Below are 14211 nucleotides of genomic sequence, written 5' to 3'. Positions count from 1 at the left end.
AGCACCTATCCAGAGCCTGGAGCCATTCCGGAAATGTTCACCGACTCCCACTGCCATTTAAGCTTTCCCGAGCTCCAGGCCCAGCTGCCGCAGATCCGCCAGGCCATGCAGGACGCCCAGGTCGACCGGGCGTTGTGCATCTGCACCACCCTGGAAGAGTTCGAGACCGTCCACGGCCTGGCCACGCGCTATGACAACTTCTGGGCCACCGTGGGTGTGCACCCCGACAACGAGGACGTGCGCGAACCCAGCCTGGACGACCTGCTGGAGCGCGCCGCCCTGCCCAAGGTGGTCGGCATCGGCGAAACCGGGCTCGATTACTACCGCCTGGGCGAGCGCACCGTGGCCGACATGGAATGGCAGCGCGAACGCTTCAGGGTCCACATACGCGCGGCCCGGCAGACCGCCAAGCCGCTGGTCATCCACACCCGCAGCGCTTCCGACGACACGATTGCCATCCTGAAAGAGGAGGGCGGGAGCGTGGGGCAGGCCGGTGCCGCCACCGGCGTTTTCCATTGCTTCACCGAAACCCTGGCCGTGGCCCGCGCGGCCCTGGACCTCGGGTTTTACATCTCGTTTTCCGGCATCCTGACTTTCAAGAATGCAGCCGACCTGCGTGAAGTCGCCCAGTTCGTGCCGCTGGACCGCATGCTGATAGAGACCGACAGCCCCTACCTGGCGCCCATGCCTTACCGCGGCAAAACCAACAACCCGTCTTACGTGCCCTTCGTCGCCAAACAGATCGCCGAACTGACCCAGAAGCCGCTGGAGGCCATCGCCGAAGCCACCAGCCGCAACTTCGAGCAGCTGTTCAATGGGGTCAAAGCACCATGAAAAACCTCATTCATCACTTTAAGAAGATAATTTATCTTATTGTTATTGCTGGATTTTCTTCTTCGAACGCCGGTTCCTATGAAGACTTCTTCCTGGCCATCAAACAGGACAATCCCGCCGTCATCCAGAACCTGCTGCGGCGCGGGTTTGACCCCAATACGGTCGATCCCAACGGCCAGACCGGCCTGTTCATCGCCCTGCGCGAGCCTTCGCTCAATTCCGCCGAGGTGTTGATCGACTGGCCGAAAATCGACGTCAACGCCCTCAACAGCAAGGGTGAAAGCGCCCTCATGCTGGCCGTCCTCAAGGACCACCAGGCATTGGCGGAAAAGCTGATCAAGAAGGGCGCCGACGTCAACAAGACCGGCTGGACGCCTCTGCATTACGCCGCCACCAACGGCCACCTGGCCCTCATCAGCCTGCTACTGGAAAACAACGCCTACATCGACGCTGAATCGCCCAACGGGACGACGCCGCTGATGATGGCCGCCATGTACGGCACGGCCGCGGCCGTCAAGCTGCTGCTGCAGGAAGGCGCCGACCCGCAGCTCAAGAACCAGCAAGGCCTGACCGCCGTGCAGTTCGCCGAGCGCGGCAACCGCCCGGACTCGGTCGAAGCGATAGCCGCCGCGATCCGCGCCAAGCGGCCGGCCGGGCAATGGTGAACTGGCGATGACGTGGCGGCAGGCGCTGGCCATGCTGGGTGACCTGGTCATGCTCGCCGCGATGCTTTGGCTGGGCTACGCCTGCCTGAATTCATTGATGACCACGGAGATAGGCTTTGGCCGGTCCACAAGGATCATCCGCCTTGCCAATGACCCCGGCTGGTTCTGGTTCGCTTTCTGGTTCCAGTTCTTTCTGGCCATAGGAGGTGTTTTCGCCTGCATCCATTCGATCCGCAAGCGGGCCGCTGCGATTCGTGCGGCCAGGCAAGGCCATGGCCAGCCAGCAAGGTCCAAGCCGTAGACAGCCTTTGGGTGAAGCCTTTGTGCATTCCTTTAGATTCCACGATGTATATTATGTTAAGTCTTATTCAGATCGACACGACGTACAACCCAAGCCCCGAAAGGTCCGCATGAATCGCACCCTACTTTGGCCGGCACAGATGGCCGCGTTTCCTGGCAGGACGGCAAGGACGGCCAGCCTGATCGCTGTTTGCGTGGCGCTTGTTGCCGGTTGCGCCTCTGATCGCCCCGAGCCGGTCAACACGCGCTGCGGTGATATCCAGCTAAGCCAGAACGACCGTCCCGTGGAATCGAACGGCGCGTCGGTCACCATCCGCCGCATGCCTTTCACTGTGAGCTATCTCGGGAAGGCTCAGGGCGTGTTCAGGCTGCACGCGGCCTCGCCGCATTCGCCGACCAACGTCCTGCGTGATGCGCCCGCGGACCTCTGGCTTGTGGATTCCAGGCCGCTGAAGCGTGAGCCTGGCGATCTGCGCCTCGCCGGACATATCCTGGAACACACACGTTCGTCCAGCTACGATGCGGGCCCTGACGTGAACATGCCTCGGCAGCTCCGGCGCCCGGCAGGCCAGCCTTCGGATTCACGCCCCCTTGGCCGCCTGGACTACAACGAAACGACGGTTGGCGACGACCCCGGCAAGCGATGGATACGAGTGGCCAAGGTGCACGGGCAAGCACTTCCCGGCTCGAAATGGCCTGTGTTGCACCTGACTTCGCTGGTCGGCACGCCTACGCCGGCTTCCTCCTCCCCGGAAGTGGTGAGCTGGTCGGCCTGCACCGTGTTCTTCGAGTGAGCGGGCCCCGCTACCCCAGCCCGTACTCCGGATAGTTCACAGCATCAGCTTGATCCCGAACGCCGCCATCAGCGCGGCACAGGCGCGGTCTATCGGCCGGCGCAGCGTCATATAGCCCTCGATCACGCGCGGCGTCGAGAACAGGCAGGCGGCCAGGCTGTACCACAGCAGCGCATCAAACAGCACCAGCGCGACCGCCGCGGCGCGCAGCGGCCAGCCGGCATCGGGTGGCACCAGCAGCACGAAGATGCTGCCGAAGTAAGCCAGCGACTTTGGGTTCAGCAGGCCGGTGGCAACACCGCGCAGCAGCGCCTTGTGTGCCGGCTCCGCCTCGCGTCCGGAAATGGTCACCGTGGGTTTGGGTCCCGCGTGCGAACGCCACAGGCGGACGGCAATGTAAAGCAGGTAGGCCGCGCCGGCGATGCGGATCGCCGTCTGCAGCGATGGCACCAGCTCGAAAACCGCCGTCAGGCCCGTGACCGCGACCAGCGCCCACATCGCGCCGGCGCTGGCCAGGCCGACTGCTATCAGCAAAGCGCCGCGCCGGTCACGTTCGGCGGCCGCATGCACGACCAGCAGGATGTTCGGGCCGGGACTGACGATGGCCAGGCTGTCGATCACGAACAGCGAGAGCAGGACGAGCGCGGTATCCATCAATGCATCACCTTCCTTGTTGGGGCCGAGGATGGCATCGAATATGGTACCGTTGAAGATCCACAATTCTGAAATTTACCAGGTCCATAACACGCATGGAATTCAACATCGACATGCCGGCGGCCGGGTCCCGGGACCGCTTCGCCGCCCTGCACCGCCAGATCCGGGCCGCGATCATCGACGGCCGACTGGYCGCGGGCCTGCGCCTGCCTACCACGCGCGAACTCTCAGCCAGGCTCGGTGTGTCGCGCAACACCGTGGTTGCCGCCTACGAACAGCTGGCGAGCGAAGGCTATCTGCTGTCCCGCCAGCGTGCGGGCACCTTTGTCGCGGCCGCGGTGCCGGCGCGCGTGCCCGCGGCGCAGCCATCCGACTCACCTGCCCTGGCTTGGGCCGACCTGCCCGACGCCTGGCAAAAGGTGGCACCGTGGTCCACCGAGGCCATGTCCACCGGGCCGCGTTTCGACTTCAGGGTCGGCTTGCCGGACCACTCACAGCTGCCCTGGGACACCTGGCGCCGCCTCTGCGCCCGCGCCCAGCACGACTTCGCGCGTGCGCCCCGGGCCTATACCGATCCCGCCGGCGACCCCCTGCTGCGCGAAGCGATAGCCGCCCATGTATCCCTGTCGCGCGCGGTGGCCTGCAGCGCCGGCGACGTGTTTATCACCTCGGGCGCACAGCATGCCTTCGCCCTGCTGGCCGACGTGCTCGTCACGCCGCAGGCCAYGGTGGTAGCCGTCGAGGACCCGGGCTATGCGCCCTTGCACGCGGCCATGGCGTTTCGCGGCGCGCAACTGCAGCGCGTCCCGCTCGATCACGAAGGCTTGCGCGTCGACCGCCTGCCGCCGCAGGCCAGCGTGATCTGCGTTACGCCCTCACACCAGTTCCCGGTCGGCACCGCGATGTCGCTGGCCCGCCGCTCGCAACTGCTTGAACATGCGCGGCAACACCAGGCCGTCGTGATCGAAGACGACTACGACGGGGAATTCCGCTTCGGCGGCCGTCCGCTCGATGCTCTCCATTCGCTCGATGACCAGGGCCTGGTGTTTTATGTCGGCACTTTTTCGAAGGTGATGTTCCCTGCCCTGCGCGTCGGCTTCGTGGTGGCGCCGCCCTGGGCCCGTGAGCGGCTCGCCGCGGCGCTGCACGCCACTCAGGGCGCGCCGCCCCTGCTGACCCAGCTGGCGCTGGCCGCCTTTATCCGCGAAGGGCATCTCGCACGGCATGTGCGGCGCATGCAGCGCGTCTATGCTGGGCGGCGCGGCGCCTTGTTGCAGGCCATCGAGCAGCATGCGGAAGGTTTGCTGATACCGCTGCCGTCGTCGGCCGGGTTGCACGTGAGCGCGATGCTCGCACCGCAGTTCGAAGCGTATGAGACGGCACGGGTGGCCACCGAGGCGGGGATAGCGGTAGAAGCGCTGGACCGCTCCGGCCAGCGGCGGCTTCGCTACAACGGCTTAACCTTCGGGCTGGGCTTGATCGGCGACGACGAGGTGGTGGTCCCCGGGGTACAGGCGCTGGTGAAGCTGTTGAGCTAAACCGCCCTGCCCCAAGGTGAGCTTTTTGGCGCGGCCTTCGACCCTCTAGTTTTAGTCCCCTTCCCGCCCTGGCACGCCCGCAATGTTTTCGGTCCACCGCAGCGCCGAGCGGCACCATTTCTGCGCCGTCGGAACCAGCGCTTCGCGTTCGGCGATGCAACCCACCCTCAGCCCGTAAATCCCGGGATCGTCGGCCGCGTAGGTGTAGAGCGGCGAGCCGCATCGCGGGCAAAAGGCCTGGGCCCGCCTTGCACCGTTGTCGCCGGTTTTGACATAGATTCTGGGCTCGCCCGCGACGAGCTGGAATGAACCCCCTCTTGCGGGCACGGAGACCCGGTAAGCGGAACCCGTGAGCTTCTGGCAATCCGTGCAATGGCAGATCGCCGTCTCTTCGGGGGCCACTTCGGCTTCGTAGCGAATGTCCCCGCAATGGCAACTTCCATGAACCTGCATGGCTGCTCCGGCCTGACGCCCAAAAAAAAGCCCGGATGGTCCGGGCCGGAAATTTCTCATTCCAAATGAGAGTGCGATCGGATCAAATCGCCAACCCAATATAGCCAGCACCCGGGCCGCGCCATGTAGGAAAAAGCCGCATCCGGAAAAACGGATGGCAGGGGCTGGGGGCACTCCGGCTAGTCGTCCCAGACATTGGCATTGCGCTCAAAGTCGGAGCGCTGCGGGCGCACCACGCAAAAGCGCTGGCCGGTCGGCGCTTCCATCACCCACCATCGCTTGATGTGCGCGACGCGGCGTGCGCCCAGGCCTTCCAGGCGCTGGACTTCCGCTTCGATGTCGTCGGTCTCGATGTCGATGTGCACGCGGCTGGGATGGTTGACGGACTGCACCAGCACGGTGACCTCACCCGGCGGCGTGGCCAGCTGCCGGTAGTTCGCGTTTTCGGGATCGGGAAGTTTTTCCGATGTCCAGCCCAAGGCCCTGGACCAGAAGGCGGCCGCCGCATCCGGTTCCTCGGACTGGCAATCGATGACGATGGTGGCCAGCCGGCTTCTGTGCATTTTGTCCCCTAACCCCGGCCCCACAGCTGTCCCAGCAGCTGCGCGATGGCAAATGCCGCGAACCCCGCCAGGCGTACCGCCGCGAGAGCACACACACCCAACGCCAGGGCCAGAAGCAGTTCAGCGGTGCTGGACGCTTCCTGCTGCTCCTCGGGCGCGGGGACCTCGATGACAGGGGGGTGGAATAAAGTATTCATGCCGCATCATTCGCAAACTAAAGTAGTTCGTTTTGTCGGCGAAAAACGTTTTACCGGCTCAGCCGGAACCTACAAAAAAAACCTCCAAATGGAGGAGCCCTTCCCCATAGAAAGAAAAACTTTTTCACAATTTTCCGGTTGCAACCCTATTGACCTTCTCTAGAAAATCCCAGTTCCAACGGTGTTTTCTTATCTGTTTCTTGACTGCCCAGGAGGGGCGTATGGCTAATTCCAAAGTCATGGAAACGCTGCGCGCCGCTGTGAGAGTTGAGCAGCATGAAGAGCTCGAACGCACACGGCGCTACCAGGTGTTTATGCAAAAGATGGCTGCCTTCCAGAAGGGAGCAGGGCCCGCGCCCGAGGAATTCCAGCAATGGTGCGAGGACGTGGAACACCGCCTCGCGCTGCGCCGGCTCGAAGCCGGCATCCCCGAGTGGTCGCCGGACGCCCGGGACGACTCCCGGTACTGACGGACTGAAGGCTCTCAGTCCTCGATCACCGCCGGCGTTTTCCGGCCGCGACCAAAGTAGCGGCGGACCTCTTCGGGCTCGCTGCCCACGGCATAGACAGCCGCCCGCAGTTCAAGCTCCGTGCATTGCAGCTCGGCGCACCAGTCGCGCACGGCAAGCGGATCCAGCAGGCTGATGCGCTTGCCCGCGTCGGCTGTTGGGGGAACTCGCGAAGCCGTCATGTTTCTCCCTTCAGATGGGAAATTACAGGATGCCGAGGGTGGCCTTGGCCGTTGCCAGTCAAGGATTAATCCTTTTACGCGACTTTCCTATCTTTTGGGCGGTGTCGCATCCTCTAATTAGAGGAGACGCAGGCCGGGATGCGACGTAAACCGGGTCGGATCAGGGCTTGTTCAGCGCCGCGGCGGCGCGTATGAGCGCCTTCAAGGCCTTTTCATCGATCTTGTCGCCTTCATGGATATCGATGGCGCGCCGGGTGTTGCCTTCGAGGCTGGAATTGAAAAGACCTGCAGGGTCCTCGAGCTTGGCGCCCTTGGCGAAGGTCATCTTCACGGCGCTCTTGTAGGTCTCGCCGGTACAGATGATGCCGCCGTGCGACCACACCGGAACGCCGCGCCACTTGAGTTCCTCGACCACCTCAGGCACGGCCTGCTGGATGATCTTGCGGATACGCGCGAGCGTCTCGCCGCGCCAGTCGTCGAGGGCCTTGATCTTTGCGTCTATCTGCGCGGAGACGGAACCGCCGTCCTTGTCTTGCGCCGTATCGCTCGCCATCGCTTTTTTCATGGTGATGTCGCTTTCTTCTGGGTTGTGCCGTTCACATTTTTTCGCCGGGCAATTCGCTGGCCTGCTGGATCCAGGCGGCCAGTTGGGCTTCGTCGAACTGCCCGTCCTGCTGGATGTGGAGGTAGCGCGTGTCCTGGCTTTTGGATTCGACAGGCGGTACGGGACGCAGCGACAGGCCGCGAAAGAAGGCCACCTTGACGTAGTGCGTGAAGCAATGAAAGCTGAGGAACCAGCCCTGCCCTTCAAGGCCGTAGAACGGCGAATTCCACTTGACGGCCTTGCGCACGCCGGGGACGGTGCGCGTGATCAGCGCGTCGAGGCGGCGCCCGACATCGCTTTTCCATCCCGGCATGGCCGTGATATAGGCTTGCACGGGAGCGTCGCCCTCGCCTTTCGCGATCTGCGGGTTGCCGCCCGAGAGCAGGACGGGCTTCGCGGACTTGGCTGGCGCACCGGCTGTCTTTCTGGCCATGGCGTTCATTTCAGGGCCTCGCGTCAAAGCTCAGGCTGGGCGTGCCAGGACCTGCTCCAGCTGGGCAAAGAACTGCTGCCAGCCGTGTTTTGCGCCCTGGTAGGCCTGTTCCTGGTCGGTCCGGAAACCCGCCTGCTCCATGCGCAAACGGGTGCCCGTGCCTGTGGGCGTCAAGGTCCAGGTGACCACACTCTCGAGGCCATAGGCCGCCCAGGTATAGGACAGCGTTTTCTCGGGCTCAACAGTCTGCACCTCGCAGTCGACGGCGCCCCAGTCGGCGCTGAGCTTGAAGCCGTGGCCGACCACGGGCTGGAAGTCGTTTTTCATGAGCCACTCGGCGATCAGCTGCGGCTGCGTGAGTGCGCGCCAGATCTTTTGCGGTGGGTACGGGATCTCGCGCTCGACAACGACGGAGCGGGTTTCAGTGGAAGCCTGGCTTTGGATCGGGGTTTGGGTTGCGCTCATTGGTCCATCCTTTTCAATAATGATTCAAGGTCATCAAAACGGTCATGCCAGAACGCGCCGTAGTCGCTCATCCAGTCGCGCAGCGGCGCAAGCGCCAGYGGTTCGGCGCTGTAGTGCGTCTCGCGCCCATCGCGCCTGTCGTTCACCAGCCGCGCCTGTTTCAGGACACGCAGGTGTTTGGATACGGCCGGCTGCGACACACCCGCGCGGTCCGTCAAGGCGCGCACGGTCTGCGTACCGTCACGGGCCAGGCGTTCAAAAATCGCCCGCCGTGTCGGATCGGCAAGCGCCTTGAAAACTTCGTCCGCGATGGTTGCTGTTGGCATGTCGAAAGCATAACTCGATGGTTATTGATCTGTCAACCCCGGCAGAAGGCCGGCAGGGAAACCGGCTTATTTGGCCGGCTGGATTTCCGTGACTACGACGGCACTGCGGGGGGTGAAGGCCTCGCCCGCGATCAGTCTCCGATGATGAGCGGTCCGGTTTAAGGGGATACCAGGCCGAAAACGCGAAGGTAATATTGCCTAACAACTTTCACGTAGACGAAGGTAGTACTGTCTTCATGAAGCTCCCGGCCCGTACCTTGTGGTGCGGATTGGCCGGTGCACTCATTGAGCCGCGAAGTCCGGGCTTCCGCAGTGCTCGCCGGTATGTGTGTCGCTCGCGTATTGCGCGAGTCATGATCGCTGTTGGTGGTGCGCACGAAGCGCCTGCGAGATTTGATGCTCAGCTTGTGCGCCTTCAGCGCAATTCAAGCTTCCACATAGACGAAGGTAGTATTGACTAATAACGATCGCAGAGTATCTTTGTTTTGCTTTTGTGATTTTTCGCGTTGCTGTCCGATATTGACATGCCGATATTGCGCTTGCGCAACATCCAGATTGGATGAACGCATTCAAACGAGGAACTCCCAGCATGGGAACGTCTATGCATACGAAGGACTCCGCGACTGACGTTGCTGCAGTAGCCGTACAGCCTTCAGTACAGGGCGGCGGCCTGCCTGGCACAAATATTTTCTACCATTCCGGCACAGTCACCGAGCACTGCAGGCAAGCCTTGCTCGGGCACGCGCCGGCCACGATCTGGTTGACCGGATTGAGCGGCGCGGGAAAGTCCACGATCGCATACGCATTGGAAACAATGCTGCTGGATCTTGCCCATCCTTGCTTCGTTCTGGACGGCGACAACCTCCGGCATGGACTGAGCAAAGACTTGGGATTTTCCGCGCCGGACCGACGTGAGAACATTCGACGCACGGCCGAAGTCGCGCACATGATGAATGAAGCCGGATTGATCGTGATCACCGCCTTGATTTCGCCGTTCCGGGACGACCGGAAAATGGCTCAAGCCATCATCGGCGATGCGCGATTCATTGAAGTCCATGTCAGTACGCTGGCAACAGTCTGCGAGCAGCGCGACCCGAAAGGACTCTATGTACGGGCTCGCGCCGGACAGCTTGCGGAATTTACCGGCATCTCGTCTCCCTACGAAACACCGCTAATACCTGATTTGGTGCTCGACACCGACGCACTGCCCCTGAAAGATTCGACCCAGACCTTGCTCGACCTTGTTTCGGAGCGCTGCTTCACATGAGCCAGCAACACAGAGCGGTCCTCATGGCTGATTGGCCGGAAATTTCTTTGGCCTTTTTATGTTGAATACTTCACCACATTCAATATAGACAATAACGGGAGCAGGCATATGGAAGTAGCAGGAGCAAAGGACGTCGGCGCCGCTGTGCACTCTCGCCCACGGCCGGTACTGATGATTCCGCTGCGGCGCTGCGGCAGCCATGCTTTGCGCTTGCGCCTGAACTTCAATCCACATTTTTACTCGCCCTATCCGCTGCATATCGTGGATTTCATGGCCTTGGTGCCGCTCTATGGCGATCTTTCCGATGACCAGGCTTACTTCCGCATGGTGGTGGATGTGGTGGGCTTGCAGGCAGCAAGCCCGGTAAAGTGGTCAAACGTGGCATTTGACCCGAGGCAGATATTCGAGGCGATACGCCACGAACGGCGCAGCGTGCATCGCATCGTCTGGGAGTTGCTGCTACGCGCCGGGGAGCAGCATGACGCAGGAATTGTCATGGATAAATCGCTCGACAGCGTGCACTACGCGGACGAGTTGATGAGCCTGTTTCCGCAGCTGCTGTTCCTGAATGTCGTGCGAGATCCGCGCGCGCAGGTCGCCTCAATGACCCGCGCCATCATCCACGATTTCGATACCACCCTGAACGCGAAGGCATGGGTTGATGCGTATCGTGTGGCGCTGTCACTGGCCGAGCGTTATCCGGAACGGGTGCTTACCGTCCGCTATGAAGATTTTCTTGCCGATCAAGAGAGCACGCTGCGCAAGGTCTGCCGCTTTTTCGGCATCGAGTACCTGCCGCAAATGCTGGATGTAACGCGTTCGCACGAGGCGCAACAGCTATCCCACATGTCGGCGCTCTGGGCTTCGAATTGTTTCGCGCCGATAGCCGCCAACACGGACAAGTTCAAAACGCAACTGTCGATGAAAGAAATCGAAGTGATCGAAACCTTGGCGCGCGACTACATGGCGCTGTATGGCTATGAACGGATGACCGATGCACAGGCGGTGATCAGCGACAGCATGATGGCGCGCTCCCGTGAATGTTCCGAGGTGGCGAAGCGGTGCGCCTGGCGCGATCTGGAGCACAACGATTACCGGGATTTCATTTTGCGCCGTTTCCGGTTGGACTATCTGCAGCAGGTGCGCAATCGCCTGGAAAATTTGCCGATCGCCGATGCAGCCAAGGTCCGCGATGCGGCACGCATTGCGTGAAATTCCTCTATGGCGAACATGGCGAAATTGGATGCGAAATAAAGAAACTGCGATGAAACATTGGCAATTCGGCGGCATCAAAGGAAAGCTCCTTGTCGGCTTGGGCTCCATGCTGGCATTCACCGCGTTGATCGCCATCACCGGAGTGTGGTGGATCATGAAGCTGGAGCGCGTCAACGATGAGGTCGTGGACGCGGGACTGACGGTGGAGCGGCAGATCAAGGAATGGCATCGCTTGACGCGGGCCAACACCTTGCGGACGCTGCTTCTGCTCAAAATCAATGACCCGGTACTTGAAAAGGAAGTTCGGGTCGAGATCGACGAAACGGTCAAAAAAGTCAACGGTATCCTGCGCAAACTGGATGCAGCCTTGCACGAGGGGCCGATTGCGGAAACCTTTTTCGCGGCGACCGAACGGCGCTTGCAATACCAGAAGATCCGTAGCGACGCATTCCGGGCAAAAATGGCCGGCGACGAGCGCGAAGTCAGCCGCATCATTGAGCAGGAACTGATGTATGCACAGAACGGCTTTCAGGCCGCGGTACAACAGCTGTCCGACGAGCAGGTCGCGAATATGCAAGAATTGGTCGCGAGCAACAATGCACAGTCGGAGCAGGCGCGATTCATCGTTGCAGCCTCCACCTCCACCGCATTCGGCTTGGCGCTGCTGTTCTGGTTGGTGGTGCGCAAACGCTCCCGGGAGGTCGAGCGCGCGCTGAATCATCAGCTGTCGGAAAGCACGGAACTGCAACAGGCAATCCTGGATAGCGCCAATTTCTCCATCATCTCGACCGATACCAAGGGCATGATCCGGCTGTTCAACAACGGCGCGCATCGCATGCTGGGTTACTCGGCCGACGAGGTCTTCGCCCGGCATACGCCTGACTTGTTGCATGACCAAACCGAAATGGAAGAGCGAGCGCAACAACTAAGCATTGAACTGAAACAGCCGGTCAAGGCCGGTTTCGAAACGCTCGTTGCGAGGGCGCGCGGCGGCTCGGCAGACGAGCGGGAATGGACTTATATCCGTAAGGACGGCAGCCGTTTGCCCGTCATGGTATCGGTCACGGCGCTGAGGGATGAGCAGCTCGCGCTCACTGGTTTTCTTTGCGTTGCCTACGACCTGATAGAACGCAAGAAGGTCGAAAACATGAAGAACGAATTCATTTCGACGGTCTCGCACGAATTGAGGACCCCGCTCACCTCCATCCGCGGCTCGCTCGGGCTGATCTTCGGCGGCGTGGGCGGTGAGTTGCCTGAGGCCGTGAAGAACCTGGTGGGCATCGCCAAGAGCAACTGTGAGCGCCTGATCCGGTTGATCAACGACATGCTGGACAGCGAGAAGATCGAGTCCGGCAAGATGCGCCTGGACCTGCAGGTCATGGACATCAGGCCGCTGGTCCAGCAGGTGCTGGCCGCCAACGAGGGTTTCGCGGGCCAATACAGCGTGACCTTGCGGCTGCAGGCACCCGATGCGCAGCTGCAGGTGCGCATTGACGGGGACCGCATGATCCAGGTGCTGACCAACCTGCTGTCCAATGCAGTGAAATTTACGCCGCCGGGCGGGGCGGTGGAGGTGCGGGTATCGTGCCTGGCCCAGAGTGTTCGGGTCGAAGTGGTGGACAGCGGCCCCGGCATTCCGGAGGAGTTTCGCGGCCGCATTTTCCAGAAATTTTCGCAAGCGGATTCTTCCGACACCCGGCAAAAAGGCGGGACCGGTCTCGGGCTCAACATTTCCAAGGCGCTCATCGAGAAGATGGGCGGCAGCATAGGCTTTAGCAGCGCGGTGGGAACGGGCACCACCTTCTTCTTCGAGTTGCCCGAATGGCAGAACACGGTGCCGCTGCTGCAGCCGTTCCGGGCCAAGGCTGACGCCTTCCAGCCGCGCATCCTGATTTGCGAGGATGACCCCGACGTGGCAAGGCTCATCAGCATGATGCTGGCCAAGGCCGGATTTGAGGCTGAGATGGCGTATAGCGCGGAACAAGCTTTGGCCTGTCTTGCGCGGAGCAGCTACGATGCCGTGACCGTGGACCTGAAACTGCCGGGCCAGAACGGCATGGCTTTCATCAGTGCGCTGCGCGACAACGAAAGCACACGCAAGCTGCCGGTCGTGGTGATCTCGGCCCTGGCCGAGGAAGGACAGCTGCAGTTCAACCACAAACCGCTCACGGTTTCGGATTGGCTGCAAAAGCCGATTGATGAAGACCTGCTGATCCAGAGCGTACGACGGGCCGTCGCCGGCATGCCGGTCGGCAAGCCGCGCATACTGCATGTGGAAGACGATCTCGATATCCAGCGCATCGTTGCCGAGGTGGCCCAGGATTTTGCCATCTTCAAATTTGCCGCTACGCTGGACGAAGCCCGTGCCCTGCTGCAAGAGCAGCGCTTTGACCTGGTGCTGCTGGACCTCGGGCTGGGCAAGGAGTCAAGCTGGGACCTGGTGGAGGACATTGATGCGCTCGATCCGCGGCCGCCGGTGATCGTGTTTTCGCCCAGCGCCGCGGACCTGACGGTAAGCAAACAGGCCGAGGCTGTCCTGTTCAAGGTCCGGACCTCCAACATTGAGCTGTTAAGTACCATCCGGCGTATTCTGCAGATTCCCGCAGACCCTCCCGCCGTCCCAAGCCCCGTGCAGACCCATGCCGGCCCCTCCCCGCCGCATTTTTTACATTGAGGGCGAGCCTGATATCCCTCACGCCAGCCCGCACCACTGCGCGATGCGATGCGTCATGTCGCCCCACAGGCCGAACACGGCTGACAGCACCAGCACGCCGCCGGCCAGGCGCACGCCCAGTTGCCCGCCCAGGCCGTTGCCGGCACGCCGCAGCCCTGCCAGCAGTTGCGGCGCCAGCAGCAGCGTGATGCCGCTGCCCACGGCAAAAGCCGCCATGGCCAGCGCGCCTTGCAACGGCCCGCCGCTCAACGACGCCACCAGCAGCGCCGAATACAGCAGGCTGCAAGGCATGAAGGCCCACAGCGCGCCGACCGAAAACATGCCGCCGCGCGAAGCGGCCACGGCTCCCACCCGGGACCAGGCCGATCGCCCTGCCCGGTCGGCCCAGGCCGGCTGGCTGGCGTTGACCACCAGCATCAGTCCCCAGCCCAGAACGGCCAGGTGGAACAGCACCCAGAGCGGCTTGACCACGGCGGCCTGTTCCGTCATCCAGGCAAAACTTTGCACCGCCGTCGCCGCCGCGCCCGCGGTGGAATAG

19 protein-coding genes are annotated in these 14211 nt (G+C 62.0%); 9 read left to right on the top strand and 10 right to left on the bottom strand.

Annotated features, from left to right (window positions below; genetic code table 11):
- Positions 1 to 33: 33 nt before the first annotated feature.
- From AC1D1Y_RS03695 to AC1D1Y_RS03680, 4 genes are all read left to right on the top strand, one after another.
- Entirely contained in the window at positions 34 to 834 is an 801-nt protein-coding gene (locus tag AC1D1Y_RS03695) for a TatD family hydrolase (protein WP_477681156.1), read from the top strand.
- Positions 831 to 1499: an ankyrin repeat domain-containing protein gene (locus AC1D1Y_RS03690; protein ID WP_477681155.1), complete on the top strand. Its 669-nt coding sequence runs from the start codon at positions 831 to 833 to the stop codon at positions 1497 to 1499. Before AC1D1Y_RS03695 ends, AC1D1Y_RS03690 begins: the two co-directional genes overlap by 4 nt.
- Before the next feature lie 31 nt (positions 1500 to 1530).
- The gene (locus AC1D1Y_RS03685) at positions 1531 to 1800 is read left to right on the top strand and encodes a hypothetical protein (protein WP_477681154.1); all 270 of its coding nucleotides are present in this window, start codon (positions 1531 to 1533) and stop codon (positions 1798 to 1800) included.
- Between the two features lie 109 nt (positions 1801 to 1909).
- Positions 1910 to 2593 (top strand): hypothetical protein, encoded by a 684-nt coding sequence (locus AC1D1Y_RS03680; RefSeq protein WP_477681153.1) that lies wholly within the window; start codon positions 1910 to 1912, stop codon positions 2591 to 2593.
- Positions 2594 to 2629: 36 nt separating this feature from the next.
- Here AC1D1Y_RS03680 and AC1D1Y_RS03675 read toward each other — a convergent pair whose 3' ends face one another.
- Positions 2630 to 3313, bottom strand: coding sequence for a LysE family translocator (locus AC1D1Y_RS03675; RefSeq protein WP_477681152.1), 684 nt, complete (start codon positions 3311 to 3313; stop codon positions 2630 to 2632).
- Between the two features lie 29 nt (positions 3314 to 3342).
- Here AC1D1Y_RS03675 and pdxR point away from each other — a divergent pair, with 29 nt between their 5' ends.
- Complete coding sequence (gene pdxR, locus AC1D1Y_RS03670) at positions 3343 to 4785, top strand: MocR-like pyridoxine biosynthesis transcription factor PdxR (protein WP_477681151.1); 1443 nt, start codon at positions 3343 to 3345, stop codon at positions 4783 to 4785.
- Between the two features lie 51 nt (positions 4786 to 4836).
- On the opposite strand, the gene AC1D1Y_RS03665 is transcribed toward pdxR, so the two are convergent.
- The 3 genes from AC1D1Y_RS03665 to AC1D1Y_RS03655 all read right to left on the bottom strand — a co-directional run bounded on the left by AC1D1Y_RS03665 (position 4837) and on the right by AC1D1Y_RS03655 (position 5998).
- Entirely contained in the window at positions 4837 to 5238 is a 402-nt protein-coding gene (locus AC1D1Y_RS03665; RefSeq protein ID WP_477681150.1) for a GFA family protein, read from the bottom strand.
- Between the two features lie 179 nt (positions 5239 to 5417).
- The gene (locus tag AC1D1Y_RS03660; RefSeq protein ID WP_477681149.1) at positions 5418 to 5801 is read right to left on the bottom strand and encodes a VOC family protein; all 384 of its coding nucleotides are present in this window, start codon (positions 5799 to 5801) and stop codon (positions 5418 to 5420) included.
- A gap of 8 nt (positions 5802 to 5809) precedes the next feature.
- Positions 5810 to 5998, bottom strand: a complete 189-nt coding sequence (locus AC1D1Y_RS03655) for a hypothetical protein (protein ID WP_477681148.1) — start codon at positions 5996 to 5998, stop codon at positions 5810 to 5812.
- Between the two features lie 221 nt (positions 5999 to 6219).
- Here AC1D1Y_RS03655 and AC1D1Y_RS03650 point away from each other — a divergent pair, with 221 nt between their 5' ends.
- Positions 6220 to 6468: a hypothetical protein gene (locus AC1D1Y_RS03650; RefSeq protein WP_477681147.1), complete on the top strand. Its 249-nt coding sequence runs from the start codon at positions 6220 to 6222 to the stop codon at positions 6466 to 6468.
- 14 nt (positions 6469 to 6482) lie between these two features.
- Here the strand turns inward: AC1D1Y_RS03650 and AC1D1Y_RS03645 are convergent, their stop codons facing one another.
- The 5 genes from AC1D1Y_RS03645 to AC1D1Y_RS03625 form a co-directional block, all read right to left on the bottom strand.
- Positions 6483 to 6689 (bottom strand): DUF3606 domain-containing protein, encoded by a 207-nt coding sequence (locus tag AC1D1Y_RS03645; protein ID WP_477679367.1) that lies wholly within the window; start codon positions 6687 to 6689, stop codon positions 6483 to 6485.
- Between the two features lie 160 nt (positions 6690 to 6849).
- Positions 6850 to 7254 (bottom strand): DUF1801 domain-containing protein, encoded by a 405-nt coding sequence (locus AC1D1Y_RS03640; protein ID WP_477681146.1) that lies wholly within the window; start codon positions 7252 to 7254, stop codon positions 6850 to 6852.
- 31 nt (positions 7255 to 7285) lie between these two features.
- Complete coding sequence (locus tag AC1D1Y_RS03635) at positions 7286 to 7735, bottom strand: DUF1801 domain-containing protein (RefSeq protein WP_477681145.1); 450 nt, start codon at positions 7733 to 7735, stop codon at positions 7286 to 7288.
- Between the two features lie 21 nt (positions 7736 to 7756).
- Positions 7757 to 8191: an SRPBCC family protein gene (locus tag AC1D1Y_RS03630; protein ID WP_477681144.1), complete on the bottom strand. Its 435-nt coding sequence runs from the start codon at positions 8189 to 8191 to the stop codon at positions 7757 to 7759.
- On the bottom strand, positions 8188 to 8517 hold the full coding sequence (locus AC1D1Y_RS03625) for an ArsR/SmtB family transcription factor (protein ID WP_477681143.1): 330 nt from the start codon (positions 8515 to 8517) through the stop codon (positions 8188 to 8190). Before AC1D1Y_RS03625 ends, AC1D1Y_RS03630 begins: the two co-directional genes overlap by 4 nt.
- Before the next feature lie 559 nt (positions 8518 to 9076).
- On the opposite strand from AC1D1Y_RS03625, the gene cysC reads away from it, so the two are divergent.
- The 3 genes from cysC to AC1D1Y_RS03610 all read left to right on the top strand — a co-directional run bounded on the left by cysC (position 9077) and on the right by AC1D1Y_RS03610 (position 13673).
- Positions 9077 to 9784, top strand: coding sequence for an adenylyl-sulfate kinase (gene cysC, locus AC1D1Y_RS03620; protein ID WP_477681142.1), 708 nt, complete (start codon positions 9077 to 9079; stop codon positions 9782 to 9784).
- 108 nt (positions 9785 to 9892) lie between these two features.
- Positions 9893 to 10996 carry a sulfotransferase family protein gene (locus tag AC1D1Y_RS03615; RefSeq protein ID WP_477681141.1) on the top strand — a complete coding sequence of 368 codons (1104 nt, stop codon included), beginning with the start codon at positions 9893 to 9895 and terminating at the stop codon, positions 10994 to 10996.
- Positions 10977 to 13673 carry an ATP-binding protein gene (locus tag AC1D1Y_RS03610; RefSeq protein WP_477681140.1) on the top strand — a complete coding sequence of 899 codons (2697 nt, stop codon included), beginning with the start codon at positions 10977 to 10979 and terminating at the stop codon, positions 13671 to 13673. The genes AC1D1Y_RS03615 and AC1D1Y_RS03610 overlap by 20 nt, the downstream gene beginning before the upstream one ends.
- An 18-nt stretch (positions 13674 to 13691) precedes the next feature.
- Here the strand turns inward: AC1D1Y_RS03610 and AC1D1Y_RS03605 are convergent.
- Positions 13692 to 14211, bottom strand: a 520-nt coding sequence (locus AC1D1Y_RS03605) for a sulfite exporter TauE/SafE family protein (RefSeq protein WP_477681139.1), incomplete at its 5' end; no start/stop codon positions are given.

It is taken from the genome of Polaromonas sp. P1_G1 (assembly GCF_056405595.1).
Note: the sequence above shows the minus strand (reverse complement) of the source record. Positions and strands in the feature narration are given on the sequence as shown.